Origin of the sequence: Micromonospora sp. S-DT3-3-22, from assembly GCF_015354745.1 — a bacterium.
GTDB lineage: Bacteria > Actinomycetota > Actinomycetes > Mycobacteriales > Micromonosporaceae > Micromonospora > Micromonospora wenchangensis.
This window is the reverse complement of record NZ_JACGMO010000016.1, coordinates 15601-30556: the sequence shown is the minus strand read 5'-3', so window position 1 is coordinate 30556 and position 14956 is coordinate 15601. Positions and strand designations below refer to the sequence as shown.

The following is a 14956-nucleotide window of genomic DNA, read 5'->3' as shown; positions in this document are numbered from 1 at the left end:
GAGCCCGAGACCCCTGGAGGATGCGGGAACATGATCCGTCACCTGGGTACCGTCCTCGCCGCCGCGACGCTGGTTGGGGCACTGGCCGCCGCGCCCGCCGGGGCCGCGCCGCCGGTCGCCGCGTCACCCGGCCCGGTCGCACCGTCCATCGTCGACCCGTCCGCCGGTCTGCCCGCCGGGCAGCGGGACCGCCCTGCGCCGCGACCTCGGCCTGACCGACGCGCAACTGCACCGCCGTACGGTCGTCGAGGCCGGTGCGCCGACGACCGAGCGGCGGCTGCGCGCCGACCTGGGCGCCCGCTGGGGCGGCTCGTGGATCGCGGCCGACGGCAGCACCCTGGTGGTCGGGGTGACCACCACCGCCGACGCCGCCCGGGTCCGCCGCGCCGGGGCGCACCCGCAGCCGGTCCGGCGGAGCCTGGCCGAGCTGGACCGGGCCCGGGCCACCCTCGACCGGGCCGCCGACCGCGCCGGGCCGGGCGTGCACTCCTGGTACGTCGACCCGGCGAGCAACAGTGTGGTGGTCCAGGCCGCCGACGCCGCCTCGGCCCACGCGTTCGCCCGGGACACCGGCACGGCCGACGTGACCCGGGCGGTGCCCGCGCAGCCGTACCGCCCGGTCTACGACATCCGCGGCGGCGACCAGTACGTCATCAACAACAACGTGCTCTGCTCGGTCGGCTTCGCCGTCGCCGGCGGGTTCGTCACCGCCGGACACTGCGGCGCGACGGGCAGCACCACCAGCGGCAGCGGCGTCGCCCAGGGCACCTTCCGGGGCTCGTCCTTCCCGGACAACGACTACGCCTGGGTGCAGACCAACTCCTCCTGGGTGTCGACGCCCACGGTGAACACCTACAACGGCGGTACGACGGCGGTGGCCGGCTCGGCGGAGGCGGCGGTGGGCAGCGCGGTCTGCCGGTCCGGCCGGACCACCGGCTGGCGATGCGGCACGATCACCGCCCGCAACGTCACCGTCAACTACTCCGGTTCCCTGGTGTACGGCCTGGTGGCGAGCAGCGCGTGCGCGCAGCCCGGGGACTCCGGCGGCGCGTTCGTCGCCGGCAACCAGGCCCAGGGCGTCACCTCCGGCGCCGGTGGCGACTGCACCTCCGGCGGCACCACCGTCTACCAGCCGGTCAACGAGATCCTCGGCGCGTACGGGCTGTCCCTGACCACCACCGCCGGTGCCGGGGCCAGCCAGCTCGTCGGATACGCCGGCAAGTGCATCGACGTGCCGAACTCCAACGGCGTCGACGGCCAGTACCTGCAACTGTGGACCTGCAACGGCACCAACGCCCAGCGGTGGACGTTCGCCGGGGACGGCACCGTGCGGGCCTTCGGCCTCTGCATGGACGTGGCCTGGGGCTCGACCGCGAACGGGGCGGGCGTCCAGCTGGCCAGGTGCAGCGGCAACCCGGCCCAGCAGTTCGTCCTCAGTGGCGCCGGTGACCTGGTCAACCCGCAGGCCAACAAGTGCGTCGACGTGCTGGGGGCGAACAGCGCCGACGGGGCCCGGCTGGTGATCTGGGAGTGCACCGGCGGCGCCAACCAGAAGTGGCGGCGCGGCTGAGCGACCCGCGGCGCGGGGCGGGCGACGACCGGGCCGCCCGCCCCGCCCGCCGCCGCTGGTCGGCACTGGCCCGGACGGCACCTGGCGGTGGCGGGCGGATCGTCAGCCCGCTGTCGTGGTGCGGTCCGGGGCGGCGCGGGGGCCGCCGGGCAGCCGGTCGCGGCAGAAGTCCCGGAACGACCGGGGCGCGCGGCCGGTCACGTCCGCGACGGTGCTGGTGGTCCGGTCCTCCGCCCCTGCTGCGATCGCCCCGTCGAGACTCGCCAGGAACCGGGCGAAGCCCGGTGGCAGGCCGTTGGCCTCGTGGTACGCCGTGAGTTCGGCCGCGCTGACGGCCCGGTGCCGGACCGGTCGACCGCCGGTGTCGGTGAGGATGGCGGCGACGTCGGCGTAGCTCAACCGCTCGGGGCCGGTGATGACGTGCTCGGTGTCGTGCGGCGTCGGATCGGTGAGGGCGCGGACCGCCACCCCGGCGATGTCGCCCGGGTCGACGAAGCCGACCCGGGCGTCGCCGGTGGCGCTGATGATCTCCCCGCGCTCGCGGGCGCTCACCGCGTGTGGATGGTCGCCGACGAAGTTCTCCATGAACCAGGAGGGTCGCAGCACCGCCCAAGCGGGGAACAGGTCGCCCAGCCGGGCCTGCACCTCGCCCACGCCGGGGGTGCCCGTTTCCACCGCCGAGGAACTGAGCAGGACGGCCCGCCGGACGCCCCGCGCGCGGGCCAGCTCCAGCAGCGGCAGCATGACCGGGGCGGGATCCACCTCGCCGACGGGCGGGACCAGGTACATGCTTGTCACGCCGTCCACCGCGGCCAGGTGGGTGTCGGGGTCGTACCAGTCGAAGCGGACGTCCCCGGCGGACGCCCGGCGGCTGGCGACGCGGACCGGGTGGCCGGTGGCGACGAGGCCGGCGGCGACGAGTCGACCGGTCGTCCCGGTGCCTCCGGTGACCAGGATCATGACCGCACCAGCCCGCCGCCGAGCAGGTCCTGTGCGGCCTGCGGGTTCCAGTAGTCGCGGTAGCGCACGATGTGGTCATCGCGGACGGTCAGCACCGCGATGTAGCGCAGCCGGTAGGGCTCGCCGGTGGCGACGACGACGCCGACGGCGGTGAACTCGGTGACGATCACCGCCGGATCGGTGGTCTCGTGCACCGTGACCTCGGTGATCTCGCGGACGTCGAGGATCGCCGGGTAGTCGATGAGGTAGTCGTGCACGGCGGCCCGGCCGGCGATCCGGCCCGGCTGTCCGGCCGGGGCGAACGGGAACTCCAGCGCGGCGTCGTCGGCGAACAGGGCGATGAATCCGGGCATGTCCTTGGCGAGCAGCAGGTGCATGGCCCGGTGGAACAGGGCGGTGGAAGGGTTCGGCACGGTTGTCCCCGGGTCGTCGGTGCCGTCCCGCTGCGGGGCTACCATAGCGGACGGCTGGTCCGTTTCACCCTAGCGGACCGGCGGTCCGTTTGCGAGGGGAGATGGTGTGCGCGCCGACGCGGCACGAAACCGGGCGGCCGTGCTGGCCGCCGCGGACCGGCTGTTCCATGCCGCGACCGATCCCGACCAGGTCTCGATGGACGACATCGCCGCTGCCGCCGGGGTGGGCAAGGGCACGCTGTTCCGCGGTTTCGGTGACCGGATGGGGCTGCTGCGTGCCCTGCACGCGCAGCGCGTCGACCTGCTGCGGGCGGCCCTGACGACGGCGCAGCCGGACGGTTCGCCGGCGGAGCGCGCCCTGCACCTGCTTCGCGAGGTGGTGCGGTTCAAACGGGACAGTCGGGTACTGACGCTGGCGCTGGAGAACGCGGGCGACGGCAGCCCCTACCGCACCGGGTCGTACCCGCAGTGGCACGCCCTGCTGGTCGCCCTCGTCACCGAGGCGCGGGGGCCGGAGTCGGCGGACTACCTGGCGCACGCCCTGTTGGCGGCGGTCCGCAGCGACCTCGTGGAACATCTGCGGGACTGGCCCGAGGAGCGCTGGGAGGCGGGGCTCGCCGCCCTGACCCGCGCGGTGCTGGACGGCTGACCCCGCGCTCCGGCCGTCGGCGACCCGGGCGGGTGCCCCGGTGCGCCACTAGGATCGGTGTGGAGGTGGGCGAGGCAGATGAGACTCGGACTGCACTACTGGAACTACTCGACCCCGAACGACCCGGCGGCGATCGCGCCGACCCTGATCGAGACGGCCACCGTCGCCGAGCAGGCCGGTGTCGAATCGTTCACGGTGATGGACCACTACTTCCAGATGGAGGCCATGGCCCCGGCCGAGGAGCCGATGCTGGAGGCGTACACGACGCTGGGTTTCGTCGCGGCGCGGACCTCGCGGATGACGCTCGGCGTGCTGGTCACCGGCGTGATGTACCGCTACCCGGGGCTGCTCGCCAAGATCGTGACCACCCTGGACGTGCTCTCCGGCGGCCGGGCCCGGCTCGGCATCGGCGCGTCCTGGTACGAGCGCGAACAGCGCGGCCTCGGGGTGCCGGTGGTGCCGGTCGCCGAGCGGTTCGAACGGCTGGAGGAGACGCTGCGCATCTGCCGGCAGATGTGGAGCGACGACGACGGGCCGTTCGAGGGCCGGCACTACCGGCTGGCCGAGACGCTCAACTCGCCGCAGCCGCTGCGACGGCCCCACCCGCCGGTCATGATCGGCGGCAGCGGCGAGAAGAAGACCCTGCTGCTGGTGGCCCGGTACGCCGACGCCTGCAACCTGTTCGGAAGCAGCCCGGCCGAGGTGGCGCACAAGCTGGACGTGCTGCGCGGGCACTGCGCCGCCGAGGGCCGCGACTACGACACCATCGACAAGACGGTCATCGTGATGCGACCGCCGCTGGCCGACGTGGACGCGTTCCTCGCCGAGGTGGCCGGGTACGCCGCGCTCGGGGTGACCGAGGTCCAGGTCACCCCGGACCGGCATCCGGTGGAGTTCACCCGCCGGATCGCCGACGAGGTGCTGCCGAAGCTGACCGCCATCGGCTGATCCGGCCGCCATCCGTCGCGCTCGTCCGCCCCGCCGGAGGCCGGCGGGGCGGACGACGCGATGGTCACTGGGCGAGCCGGGCCACCTCGTCGGCGGTGAGCCGCAGGCCGGCCGGGGCGGCGCTGCGGGCCGCCGCCGTGGCCGGCGGGTCGGCCGGCCGGCGCAGGTGCCAGTCGGTCACCGCCTGGTAGGCGGCGACCACCGACAACAACCGGTCCTCGCCGTACGGCAGGCCACCGAGGATGGTGCCGATCGGCAGGCCCGCGCCGGTGAACCCGATCGGGAAGCCGATCTCCGGCAGGCCGAGGATGTCGAACGGCACCGGACCGGTCTGCACCACCACGTCGCAGTGCGCGAAGAGCTGGTCCAGCACCCGTTCCATCAGCAGCAGCTTGGCCCGCTGGCCGGTGATGAACTCCCCGCCGCCCAGCAGCGCCCCCTGCAACCAGCCGGTCACCGACACCCCGAAGCCCCGCAGGTCGGTACGCAGGTAGGGCAGGAAGGGCTCGGTGCGCTCGGGCAGCCGTACGTTGTTGAACGCGCTGCCGGTGAGCAGCTCCCACTCGTCGGGCAGCGGCACGTCGACCACGGTCGCGCCGGTGATCGCGGCGAGCTTCGCCAGGTACGCCTGCCGGGCCAGCGTGGTCTCCGAGGTGCCGGCGGTGAAGCCGGGCAGCACCCCGATCCGGGTCTTCCACCGCAGCTTGAGCGTGCCGCCCTGGTAGGTCGGGGTGGCCGCGTCGATCAGCTTCGGCACCGCGGGCAGGCCCTGGCTGCGCGGGTCGGCCGGGTCCTCGCCGGCCATCGCGGTGAGCATGATGGCCGCGTCCTTGGCGTCGCGGGCCAGCGGACCGGGATGGTCGCGGGTGTAGCTGAGCGGGATGATCCCGTGCAGCGACACCCGACCCATGGTCGGCTTGAGCCCGGTGAGGTTCTGCGCGTTGGACGGCGCGGTGATCGAGCCGCCGGTCTGGGTGCCGGTGCCGCCGGCGGCGAGCCGTCCGGCCACGGCGGTGGCGGTGCCGGTGGACGACCCGCCCGGGTCGGTGGCGGGATTGGTGGGGGTCCAGGCGTTGACCGTGGTGACCACCCCGGCGGGGGTGGTGGCCCGGGTGGTGGCCAGCGGCCCCATCTGGGTCTTGCCCAGCACGATCGCCCCGCCGCCGGTGACCAGCCGGGTCACCGCCGTCGCGTCGTACGGGGGCCGGAAGTCGGCGAACAGGTAGGAGCTGGCGGTGGTCGGCACCCCGGCGGTGAAGTAGTTGTCCTTGACGGCCAGCGGGATGCCGTGCAGCGCGCCCCGGTGCGGCTTGCGGGCCATCGCGCGGGCCGCCTTGACCGCCTGCTCGGCGAGCACCAGGTTGAACGCCTGGTAGGTCGGCTCGTAGCGGGAGATCCGGGCCAGGTACGCCTCGACCAGCTTCTCCGGGGTGAGCTTGCCGGCCCGGATCAGCCAGGCGGCCTCGGCGACGGTCAGTTCGGTCGGGTCGGCCACCGCCTCCGGGCGTGGCTTGACGTAGGCGTTCGGTACGGCCAGCGCCGGGTTGTAGCGGCCGGGCGGCGCGGTCGCCGCGCGGGTGACGCCGGCCGCCGAGGCGACGGCGGGCAGTCCGACGACGCCACCGACCGCCGAGGCGGTGGCCAGCGCGGCGGTCCGGGCGAGGAAGGCGCGACGGTCGACGCCGCGGTCGGCAGGTGCTGTGCTCATCACTTCCGCCATTCCGTGCTGATCGAGGGGTAGAGCATCGGCGCGGGCTGCTGGGACAGCGCCTTGGCCACGGCCGGGTCGGTGCCGGCCGGGGCGGGCGGCTGGTAGGCGGCGAGCGTGCCGACGGTGCTGCGGACGAAGGAGCGCAGCGAGGCCAGTACGGAGTCCCGGCCGGGGGAGCCGGTCTGCGGGTCGGCGGTGGTGCCGGGGGGAAGCTGGTCGAGGTCGATGCCGAGCGACGCGAGCCGGGCGCGGATGAGGACGTCCAGTTCCGCGTCGGTCGGTGGGGTGGGGGCCATGACGCTCCTTGAGGGGTGGGCGACGATGACCCACTGTCGAGCCGGATCGTGTCGCGGGCGTGACAAGTTGATCTCGGCGTCGTGAAGCCACGCAGGTCAATGCCCCTGTACCTGTCGCGACAGTGGACGGCCGGACCGGCGCAGCGGGGCCGCGCCACCGGCCGGCGTTGGCTAGGGTGCTCGGGTCCCGCACCCACGTCCCGGAGGCAGCCATGCTCGCCCCACTGCGGTACGCCGCCTTCCGTCGCCTGGCCGCCGGCCGGCTGGTCAACATGGTGGGCAACGCGGTCGCCCCGGTCGCGCTGGCCTTCGCCGTGCTCGACCTGACCGGTTCGGTCCGTGACCTGGGGCTGGTGGTCGGCGCCCGCTCGCTGATGAACGTGCTGTTCGTGCTCTTCGGCGGCGTGCTCGCCGACCGGGTCCCCCGCCGGCTGGTGCTGGTCGGCTCCAACCTGCTCGGTGCGCTGACCCAGGCGGCGGTGGCCGCCCTGGTGCTCACCGGCACGGCGACGATCCCGCTGCTGCTGGCGCTCGGCGCGGCCAACGGGGTGGTGAGCGCCCTGGCCCAACCCGCCTCGGCCGCCGCGACCCCGCAGACCGTCCCGGCGGAGCTGATCCAGCCGGCCAACGCGATCATCCGGCTGGGCATGAACGCCGGCATGATCGGCGGCGCGGCGCTCGGCGGCCTGCTGGTGGCCGCGGTCGGACCCGGCTGGGGGCTCGCCGTCGACGCGTTCACCTTCGTCCTCGCGGCCGTCGCCTTCGCCGGGGTCCGGGTGCCCGCCGCACGCGGCGGTGACGTCCGTACCGGCATCGTCGCCGACCTGCGGGAGGGCTGGACCGAGTTCGCCGCCCGTACCTGGGTGTGGGTGGTGGTGCTCGGGTTCATGGTGCTCAACGCGGCGCTCACCGGTGGGGTGAGCGTGCTCGGCCCGGCCGTCGCCGACGCGACGATCGGCCGCAGCGCCTGGGGCCTGGTGCTGGCGGCGCAGACCGTCGGGATGGTCGTCGGTGGCATCGTCGCGTTGCGCATCCGGGTACGCCGGCTGCTGCTGCTCGGGGTGGCATGCATGTTCGCCGAGTCGCTGCTGTTGCTGGGGCTGGCCCTGACCCCGACCCTCGTGGCGTTGGTGGCCGCCGCGGTGGCGGTCGGGATCGCCGTGGAACAGTTCTCGGTGGCCTGGGAGACGTCGATCGCCCAGCACGTCCCGGTCGACCGGTTGGCCCGGGTCTACTCGTACGACATGTTGGGCTCGTTCGTGGCCATCCCGCTGGGGCAGGTGGCGGTCGGGCCGGTCGCCGCGGTGGTCGGCACCCGCGACACCCTGCTGATCCTCGCGGTGCTGGTGGTGCTCTCCGTGCTCGGCATGGTGGCCAGCCGGGCCGTCCGCCGGTTGGAGGCGTCGACTCCCGGGGCCTGACGTCGGTACCGGCGCATGGTCGGATGTTTGGCTCCAGCCGGTGCCCGACCATCCCGATCCCCGGCTGGAGCGGACCGAATCGCACCTGCCCGGCAGTTACCGCAGGGCATTCCCGTCGACGATGCGGAAACAGTGGAACATCGGATCATTGACCGTTGGATTCGCCTCGCCCGCCGGGTGAAATGGCACCGGTCCGGATCCGGTGAGCCAGCCGTTCCGGGGGGTATTCGGACGACGCCGGGTAACCGTACCCAATTACCCATTGGTCGTTCCGCCGAAGGGGACGGCTCAGTCGTGGAGCGTGACGTCGGGCAGCGGGCGTCCGGCGGCGTCGAACAGTGCGGCTCCACAGTCACAGTGCTCGTCGGCGAGGCTCCGGGTGGCCGGCAGTTGCCAGACCAGCATCTCCCCGCAGCCGGGGCAGTCCAGGCTGACCAGGGTCTCGTCGGGTGGCGACCCCCAGGCCCGCACCGGCAGGCCCCGGTGGGTCAGCCCGGTCGGCGGCTGCCCGCCGGTCAGCATGACCAGCACCGCGTAGCGGTCGGTGCCGTCGTCGCGTACCGCGAGGGTGCAGCCGAGCGGGGCCAGCACCTCGGACAGGTGGTCGAGTTGGCGGATCGGCAGGTCGCCCCGGCCCAGCGTCGGGTCGGCCCCGGCGGCCCGCTGGACGACGCCGGTGTCGACGCCGGCCGGCTGCGCCCCGAAGGCCCGCACCCGCTCGGCCACGAACGCCGCCAGGGTGCCGGGCTCCTCCTCGCCGGTCCAGTCCATCTCGAACAGCACGCTGTCGACCCCGGTTCCCCGGGCCCGCTCGTCGGGGGTCAGGACCAGCTCCGCCAACTCCGTCACGACGGTCACGCTAGCAACCGCCGGGTGGCGGGCCGTCCGGGCCGGTCGCCCACGGTCGCCGCCCGCACCGGTGCGGCCCCGGACGCGGTCGGTGTGCTTGACCCCTCCGGAAGGGGAAACTAAACTCCGGCCGTTAACGTTCACAATTACCATAGTCGATATGTGCTGTCGAAACGCCGACGGTGAGGTCCAGGTCATCCCCGTGGCGGCGCAGCAGATCGGTGCCGACCGGCTTCGATGGAACCGGCAGGGCGCGTATCACCACCACCAGGAGGACGAAAGAAATGACGCAGGATCAGAATGGGCCGGCGGGCGGCGAGCGGAAAACGCTGAGCCGTCGCGTCGTCCTGACCACGCTGGGCGCGCTGCCCGTCGCGGCGGCCACGGCGGCCCTGGGGGCCACGGAGGCCTCGGCCGCCCCGGCGAGCATCAACCTGTCGGCGTCCCGGCAGACGATCAAGGGCTACGGCGCGATGACCCACGCCGGCTGGATCGGCGACCTGACCGCCGCCCAGCGGGAGACGGCGTTCGGCACCGGCGAGGGGCGGCTCGGCTTCTCCGTGCTGCGCATCCCGGTCGGCGAGAGCCAGGCGGACTGGAGCCGTGACCTGGCCACGGCCAAGCGCGCGGCCGAACTCGGGGTGACCGTCTTCGCCTCGCCGTGGAACCCCCCGGCCAGCATGATCGAGACGTTCACCCGGGGCAGCCAGACCAACGCCAAGCGCCTGCGGGCCAGCTCGTACGCGGCGTACGCGCAGTACCTGAACGACTTCACCGTGTACATGCGCAACAACGGGGTCAACCTCTACGCCATCTCCGTGCAGAACGAGCCCGACTACGCCCACGACTGGACCTGGTGGACCTCCGCCGAGATCGTCAAGTTCCTCAAGGAGAACTCCGGGGTGATCAGCACCCGGGTGATGGCGCCGGAGTCCTTCCAGTACGTCAAGTCGATGTCGGACCCGATCCTCAACGACGCCACCGCGCTGGCCAACGTCGACATCATCGGGGCACACCTCTACGGCACCTCGTACTCGAACTTCCCGTACCCGCTGTTCAAGCAGAAGGGCGCGGGCAAGGAACTGTGGATGACCGAGGTCTACTACCCGAACAGCAACGCGAACTCGGGTGACGCCTGGCCGGAGGCGCTCGACGTCGGCGAGCACATCCACCGGTCCATGGTCGACGCCGAGTTCCAGACGTACGTCTGGTGGTACCTGCGGCGCAGCTACGGCCCCATGCGCGAGGACGGCCAGATCAGCAAGCGGGGCGCGATCATGGCCCAGTACGCCCGGTTCGTGCGTCCCGGATACGTCCGCGTCGACGCCACGGCCAACCCGGCGTCGAACGTCTACGTCTCGGCCTACCGGAGCGGCAACACCGTGGTCATCGTCGCGGTCAACAAGAACACCTCGGCGGTGAGCCAGCAGTTCACCCTCTCCGGCGCCACCGCGTCGGGCAGCGTGCAGAACTGGCTGACCGACGGCAGCCGCAACGTCGCCCCGCAGAGCGCGCTGACCATGTCCAACGGCTCGCTGACCGTCAACCTGCCCGCGCGCAGCGTGATGACGTTCGTGACCAGCATCAACGGCACCACGCCGACCCCCACCCCGACCGTCACGCCCACGGCCACCCCGACGCCCACCCCCACTCCCACCCCGACCCCGACCCCCACTCCCACGGCGGGTGGCAGCGGACCCCGGGTCGGCTACACCATGAACACCTGGGACTCCGGCTTCACCGCCAGCATCAGCATCACCAACACCGGCACCGCGACGATCGACGGGTGGACGCTGGCCTTCACCCTGCCGTCGGGGCAGACCGTCACGTCGGCCTGGAGCGCCACCATCTCGCCCACCAGCGGCCAGGTGAGCGCCCGCAACGTCAGCTACAACGGCACGATCGCCCCCGGCGCCACCGTCGAGATCGGCTTCCAGGCCAACCACACCGGCAACACCGCCAAACCGACCGCGTTCACCCTCAACGGCATCCCCTGCACGGTGGCCTGACCGGCCGACCGGAGCAACCCCGTACGGCCGCCGCGGCACCGCGGCGGCCGTACCCGTTGCGGGCGCTTGCCCCTCACGTGGCGTGAGGGCAGATAGTCGGTGCCGTGGACGAACACCTGACCGTGGGACGGGTGGCGGAACTGGCCGGGGTCACCGTCCGGACGCTGCACCACTACGACGAGATCGGCCTGCTGACGCCGTCCGCGCGCACGGCGGCGGGGCACCGGGCGTACTCCGCCGGTGATGTGCAACGGCTGCGGGAGGTGCTCGGCTACCGGCGGCTCGGCTTCGGACTGCGGGAGATCGCGGCCCTGGTCGACGACCCGGCGACCGACCCCGTCGCGCACCTGTGCCGGCTGCGCGGTCTGCTGACCGACCAACGCGACCGGGCCGCCGCCATGGTGTCGGCCATCGACCGGGAACTGGAGGCGCGGGCGATGGGGATCGCGACGACACCGGAGGAACAACTGCGCGGGTTCGGCACGCAGTTGTACGACACCATCGGGTCCGCCTACCCGGCGACGCGGCGCACCGAACCACGGATCGCCGCGCGCCTCTGGGCCGCGCTGGGGGACGCCCGGACGGTGCTGAACGTCGGGGCCGGCACCGGTTCCTACGAGCCACCCGACCGTGCGGTCACCGCGGTGGAACCGTCGGCGGTGATGCGGGCCCTGCGTCCGGTGGGCGCGGCGTCGTGCGTGGCCGCCGACGCCGGGCGGCTGCCGTTCGGGGACCAGGCCTTCGACGCCGCGATGGCGGTCAGCACCGTCCACCACTGGCCGGACCCGATCGCCGGGCTGCGGGAGATGCGGCGGGTGGCCCGCCGCGTGGTGGTGTTCACCTACGACGCCGACGAGAGCGGTTGGCGGGACCGGTTCTGGCTGACCCGCGACTACCTGCCGGAGTTCGCCGGTCTGCTGGTCGACTGGCCCCCGCTGGGCGAGCTGACCCGCGCGATCGGCGGGCGCGCCGAGCCGGTCGACGTCCCGTGGGACTGCGCCGACGGCCTGTTCGAGGCGTACTGGCGGCGGCCGGAGGCGTACCTGGACGAGCGGGTGCGGCGCGCGGTGTCGGTGTGGACCCGGGTCGGGCCGCAGGCGGAACGACGGGCCGTCGGGATGCTCCGGGAGGATCTGGCCTCGGGTCGGTGGGCGCAACGCAACGGGGACCTGCTGCGCCGCGACTCCGCGGAGCTGGGCCTGCGCCTGCTCGTGGCGTGAGCAGCCGGCCGGGGGCCGCCGTGGGGCGCGGCCGACGTGGCTGTGCCGGCCGCTCCGCCGGACGCCCGGGTGGGACCGGCCGGGGCCGACGCGCAGTCAGCCCTGGCGGGTCGGTCGGATGGTCAGGTCGCCGATCTCGACGTCGTCGGGTTGGTCGATGGCGAAGGCGATCGCGCGGGCGACCGCGCCGGGGTCGAGGCCGAGCGCGGCCATGTCCCGCTGCACCTGTTCGCGTACCGCAGGGTCGTCGACGGCGTGGTCGACGAACTCGGTGCGGACGTAACCGGGGGAGATCGACGTCGTCCGCAGCGCTCCGGTGGTGCTCTCCTGCCGCAGGCCCTCCAGCAGGGTGCGCACCGCGTTCTTCGTCCCGGCGTACACCGCCTGGGTGGGAACGATCTTCAGGCCGGAGGTCGAGACGACCGTGACGAGGTGACCGCTGCCCTGGTGGGTGAAGACGGGCAGGGCGGCGGCGATTCCGTGCAGGATGCCCTTGACGTTCACGTCGACCATCGCCGACCAGCCCTCGACGTCCAGCTCGGCGACGGTGCCGATCCTGCTGATCCCGGCGTTGCCCACCAGGACGTCCAGCCGACCGAAACGCTCGACGGAGAGGGCGACCAGGGACCGCAGGTCGTCCGGGGCGGTGACGTCGACCCGGGCGGCGACCGCCGTGCCACCAGTGGTTGCGATCTCGGCGACCAGGCGGTCGAGCCGGTCGGTACGGCGGGCGCCGAGGACGACGGACGCGCCGAGCGCGGCCAGGTGGCGGGCGGTCGCCGCGCCGATGCCGCTGCTGGCACCGGTGATCGCGACGACCTTTCCGGGGATGGTCATGATGCTCCTCGGGGTAGAGTGGACACATGTCCGGTTACTCCGACGAGCCTAACGGACACGTGTCCGCTTCTGTCAAGGGTGCGGCGGCGTCCCGCGCCGACGCGCGACGCAACCGCGAACGCATCCTGCGCGCGGCCCGCGACCTGGTGCACGAACCGGGCGAGCTGAGGCTCAACGCGGTGGCGAAGGCCTGCGGCATCGGGCAGGGCACCCTGTACCGGCACTTCCCCACCCGGGAGGACCTGCTCGTCGAGGTGTACCGCCACGAGGTCGACGACCTGGTCGCCGCGGCCCCGCACCTGCTGGCCACCCACCCGCCGGTGGCGGCGTTGGCGACCTGGTTCGACCGGGTGGCCGCCTACGCCCGGGTCAAGCGGGACGTGTTCGCCGCCGTCGAGGCGGCGACCGGGCGTGACCTCGCCGCGCACAGTCTCGGCCCGATCGGCGAGGCGGTGGAACTGCTGCTCGCCGCCGGCCGCTCGGCCGGCAGCATCCGCGCCGACGCCGAGGCCCGGGACGTCATCGTCCTGATCGGTTGGCTCTCCCGACTGGACGACACCGAACTCGACAGCCGGGGGCCGCGCCTGCTGGCCATCCTCGTCGACGGCCTCCGCGCGCCCGGCCGGTGAACCGGCCCTGACGGCCCGCGTCTCGCCGGCCGGTGCGGCGTCGCAGCGGCCGAGGAGGCACCGACCCGGGTGGAATTGTCACCGGCAGCGGCTAACCTGCCTCCCATGGCGAGCGCCGAACTCGACGAGTTGATCGTCACCGACGCGGACGCGCTGCGCGCCTGGCTGTCGGCCCACCACGCCACCTCGCCCGGAGTGTGGCTCGCCCTCACCCGCAAGGGCGGCACCGTCACGACGCTGACCTGGCAACAGGCGGTCGACGAGGCGCTGTGCTTCGGCTGGATCGACGGGCAGGCCCGCAAGCGGGACCAGGAGAGCTCCTGGATCAGGTACACCCCCCGCAGGCCGCGCAGTGCCTGGTCGCAGCGCAACGTCGCGCACGTGGCCCGGCTGGAGGAGCAGGGGCGGATGCAGCCCTCGGGCCGGGCGGCGGTGGAGGCCGCCAAAGCGGACGGGCGGTGGGCGGCGGCCTACGCCCCGCCGTCGGAGGCCGAGGTTCCGGCCGACCTGCTCGCCGCCATCGCCGCCGACCCCGCCGCCCAGGCCATGTTCGACGTGCTCACCAGCACCAACCGGTTCGCGCTCGGCCACCGCCTCAACGCCGTCAAGCGGGCGCAGACCCGCGAACGGAAGATCGGCGAGTTCGTTGCGATGCTGGCCCGCCACGAGACGATCCATCCGCAGAAGGCCAGGCCACCACGCACACCGTGAGCACGGGCGACCGCCTACCGCCGCGTCGCGCGCCAGTCGTCGGCGCGCAGCGCGTAGGTGTAGCCGTCCACCCAGCCCCGTTCGGCGTGCCAGGAGTCGCCGACGCCGTGCTGCTCCCGACGCATCCCGACCTTCTCCAGCACCCGGACCGAGGCCAGGTTGTCGGCGAAGCACCCGGCGGTGATCCGGCGGACACCCAACCGGTCGAAGGCGTGGCCCACCATCACGGCGACCGCCTCGGTGGCGTAGCCCCGGCCGCCGTGGGCCGGGTCGAAGATGTAGCCGAGCTGCGCCTCCGTCCGGGGTGGCCGGCCCGGCTGGCCCATCCCGTCCACCACGTCGAGCGAGACCGTGCCGATCACCAGGTCGTCCAGGGTCACCGCCATGCCGTGGTCGTCGGGGTCCGCCGCCGCGCGTCGCCAGGCCGCCCGGAACGCCGCCGGCTCCACCTCGGTCCGCAACAGCCAGTAGGTGACCTCGGGCAGGTTGCGGTATTCGAGGATGCGGTCGACGTCCCCGTCCCGTACCGGGCGCAGTCGCAGGCGTGCGGTGCGCAGTGTGGTGCCGTCCATGCGGCGGGACTCTAACCGACCCGCGAGGGTGACCGGGCCCGGGTGGCGGACGGAGGGCCCCGGGTGGCCGGCGGACGGCGTCCCGGCGGCGTCCGCCCGGGTGCCGGTTCCGGCGGCGGAACCGGCGGTTCCGGTACGCGCAGATCCGAAGTGTCAGGTAG

Annotated in this window: 14 protein-coding genes and 1 pseudogene; 8 read left to right on the top strand and 7 right to left on the bottom strand. The window is 73.4% G+C overall.

The features are described 5' to 3' along the window. Nucleotides 1-30: 30 nt before the first annotated feature. Nucleotides 31-1570 (top strand): annotated as a pseudogene (locus H1A17_RS07025) (ricin-type beta-trefoil lectin domain protein). 102 nt (nt 1571-1672) lie between these two features. On the opposite strand, the gene H1A17_RS07020 reads toward H1A17_RS07025, so the two are convergent. Both H1A17_RS07020 and H1A17_RS07015 read right to left on the bottom strand, forming a co-directional pair. Next, a complete protein-coding gene (locus H1A17_RS07020) occupies nt 1673-2530 on the bottom strand; it encodes an NAD-dependent epimerase/dehydratase family protein (protein ID WP_145919556.1) in 858 nt (285 codons plus the stop codon). Continuing rightward, nucleotides 2527-2943, bottom strand: coding sequence for a nuclear transport factor 2 family protein (locus tag H1A17_RS07015; protein ID WP_309236715.1), 417 nt, complete (start codon nt 2941-2943; stop codon nt 2527-2529). Before H1A17_RS07015 ends, H1A17_RS07020 begins: the two co-directional genes overlap by 4 nt. Nucleotides 2944-3049: 106 nt before the next feature. Between H1A17_RS07015 and H1A17_RS07010 the strand changes: the two genes are divergently transcribed. Further along, the gene (locus H1A17_RS07010; RefSeq protein WP_194821420.1) at nt 3050-3592 is read left to right on the top strand and encodes a TetR/AcrR family transcriptional regulator; all 543 of its coding nucleotides are present in this window, start codon (nt 3050-3052) and stop codon (nt 3590-3592) included. 78 nt (nt 3593-3670) lie between these two features. After that, the gene (locus H1A17_RS07005) at nt 3671-4540 is read left to right on the top strand and encodes an LLM class F420-dependent oxidoreductase (protein ID WP_145919559.1); all 870 of its coding nucleotides are present in this window, start codon (nt 3671-3673) and stop codon (nt 4538-4540) included. 64 nt (nt 4541-4604) lie between these two features. Here the strand turns inward: H1A17_RS07005 and H1A17_RS07000 are convergent, their stop codons facing one another. Then, the gene (locus H1A17_RS07000; protein WP_228543052.1) at nt 4605-6248 is read right to left on the bottom strand and encodes an amidase; all 1644 of its coding nucleotides are present in this window, start codon (nt 6246-6248) and stop codon (nt 4605-4607) included. Beyond that, nucleotides 6248-6547, bottom strand: coding sequence for a hypothetical protein (locus H1A17_RS06995; protein WP_145919561.1), 300 nt, complete (start codon nt 6545-6547; stop codon nt 6248-6250). Before H1A17_RS06995 ends, H1A17_RS07000 begins: the two co-directional genes overlap by 1 nt. A 212-nt stretch (nt 6548-6759) precedes the next feature. Here H1A17_RS06995 and H1A17_RS06990 point away from each other — a divergent pair, with 212 nt between their 5' ends. Then, nucleotides 6760-7968 carry an MFS transporter gene (locus tag H1A17_RS06990; RefSeq protein WP_194821418.1) on the top strand — a complete coding sequence of 403 codons (1209 nt, stop codon included), beginning with the start codon at nt 6760-6762 and terminating at the stop codon, nt 7966-7968. A 288-nt stretch (nt 7969-8256) separates the two neighbouring features. Here H1A17_RS06990 and H1A17_RS06985 read toward each other — a convergent pair whose 3' ends face one another. After that, the gene (locus tag H1A17_RS06985) at nt 8257-8826 is read right to left on the bottom strand and encodes a hypothetical protein (protein ID WP_145919563.1); all 570 of its coding nucleotides are present in this window, start codon (nt 8824-8826) and stop codon (nt 8257-8259) included. A gap of 275 nt (nt 8827-9101) precedes the next feature. Here H1A17_RS06985 and H1A17_RS06980 point away from each other — a divergent pair, with 275 nt between their 5' ends. Both H1A17_RS06980 and H1A17_RS06975 read left to right on the top strand, forming a co-directional pair. Further along, nucleotides 9102-10826: a cellulose binding domain-containing protein gene (locus H1A17_RS06980; protein ID WP_194821417.1), complete on the top strand. Its 1725-nt coding sequence runs from the start codon at nt 9102-9104 to the stop codon at nt 10824-10826. Between the two features lie 104 nt (nt 10827-10930). Beyond that, nucleotides 10931-12046, top strand: coding sequence for a MerR family transcriptional regulator (locus H1A17_RS06975; protein WP_145919565.1), 1116 nt, complete (start codon nt 10931-10933; stop codon nt 12044-12046). Between the two features lie 96 nt (nt 12047-12142). On the opposite strand, the gene H1A17_RS06970 is transcribed toward H1A17_RS06975, so the two are convergent. Then, the gene (locus tag H1A17_RS06970) at nt 12143-12883 is read right to left on the bottom strand and encodes an SDR family oxidoreductase (protein WP_194821416.1); all 741 of its coding nucleotides are present in this window, start codon (nt 12881-12883) and stop codon (nt 12143-12145) included. 59 nt (nt 12884-12942) lie between these two features. Between H1A17_RS06970 and H1A17_RS35290 the strand changes: the two genes are divergently transcribed. Both H1A17_RS35290 and H1A17_RS06960 read left to right on the top strand, forming a co-directional pair. Beyond that, entirely contained in the window at nt 12943-13512 is a 570-nt protein-coding gene (locus H1A17_RS35290) for a TetR/AcrR family transcriptional regulator (protein ID WP_305070098.1), read from the top strand. A gap of 105 nt (nt 13513-13617) precedes the next feature. Further along, the gene (locus H1A17_RS06960) at nt 13618-14223 is read left to right on the top strand and encodes a YdeI family protein (protein WP_145919568.1); all 606 of its coding nucleotides are present in this window, start codon (nt 13618-13620) and stop codon (nt 14221-14223) included. Between the two features lie 14 nt (nt 14224-14237). Here the strand turns inward: H1A17_RS06960 and H1A17_RS06955 are convergent, their stop codons facing one another. After that, nucleotides 14238-14795, bottom strand: a complete 558-nt coding sequence (locus tag H1A17_RS06955; protein WP_145919569.1) for a GNAT family N-acetyltransferase — start codon at nt 14793-14795, stop codon at nt 14238-14240. Nucleotides 14796-14956: the final 161 nt, after the last annotated feature.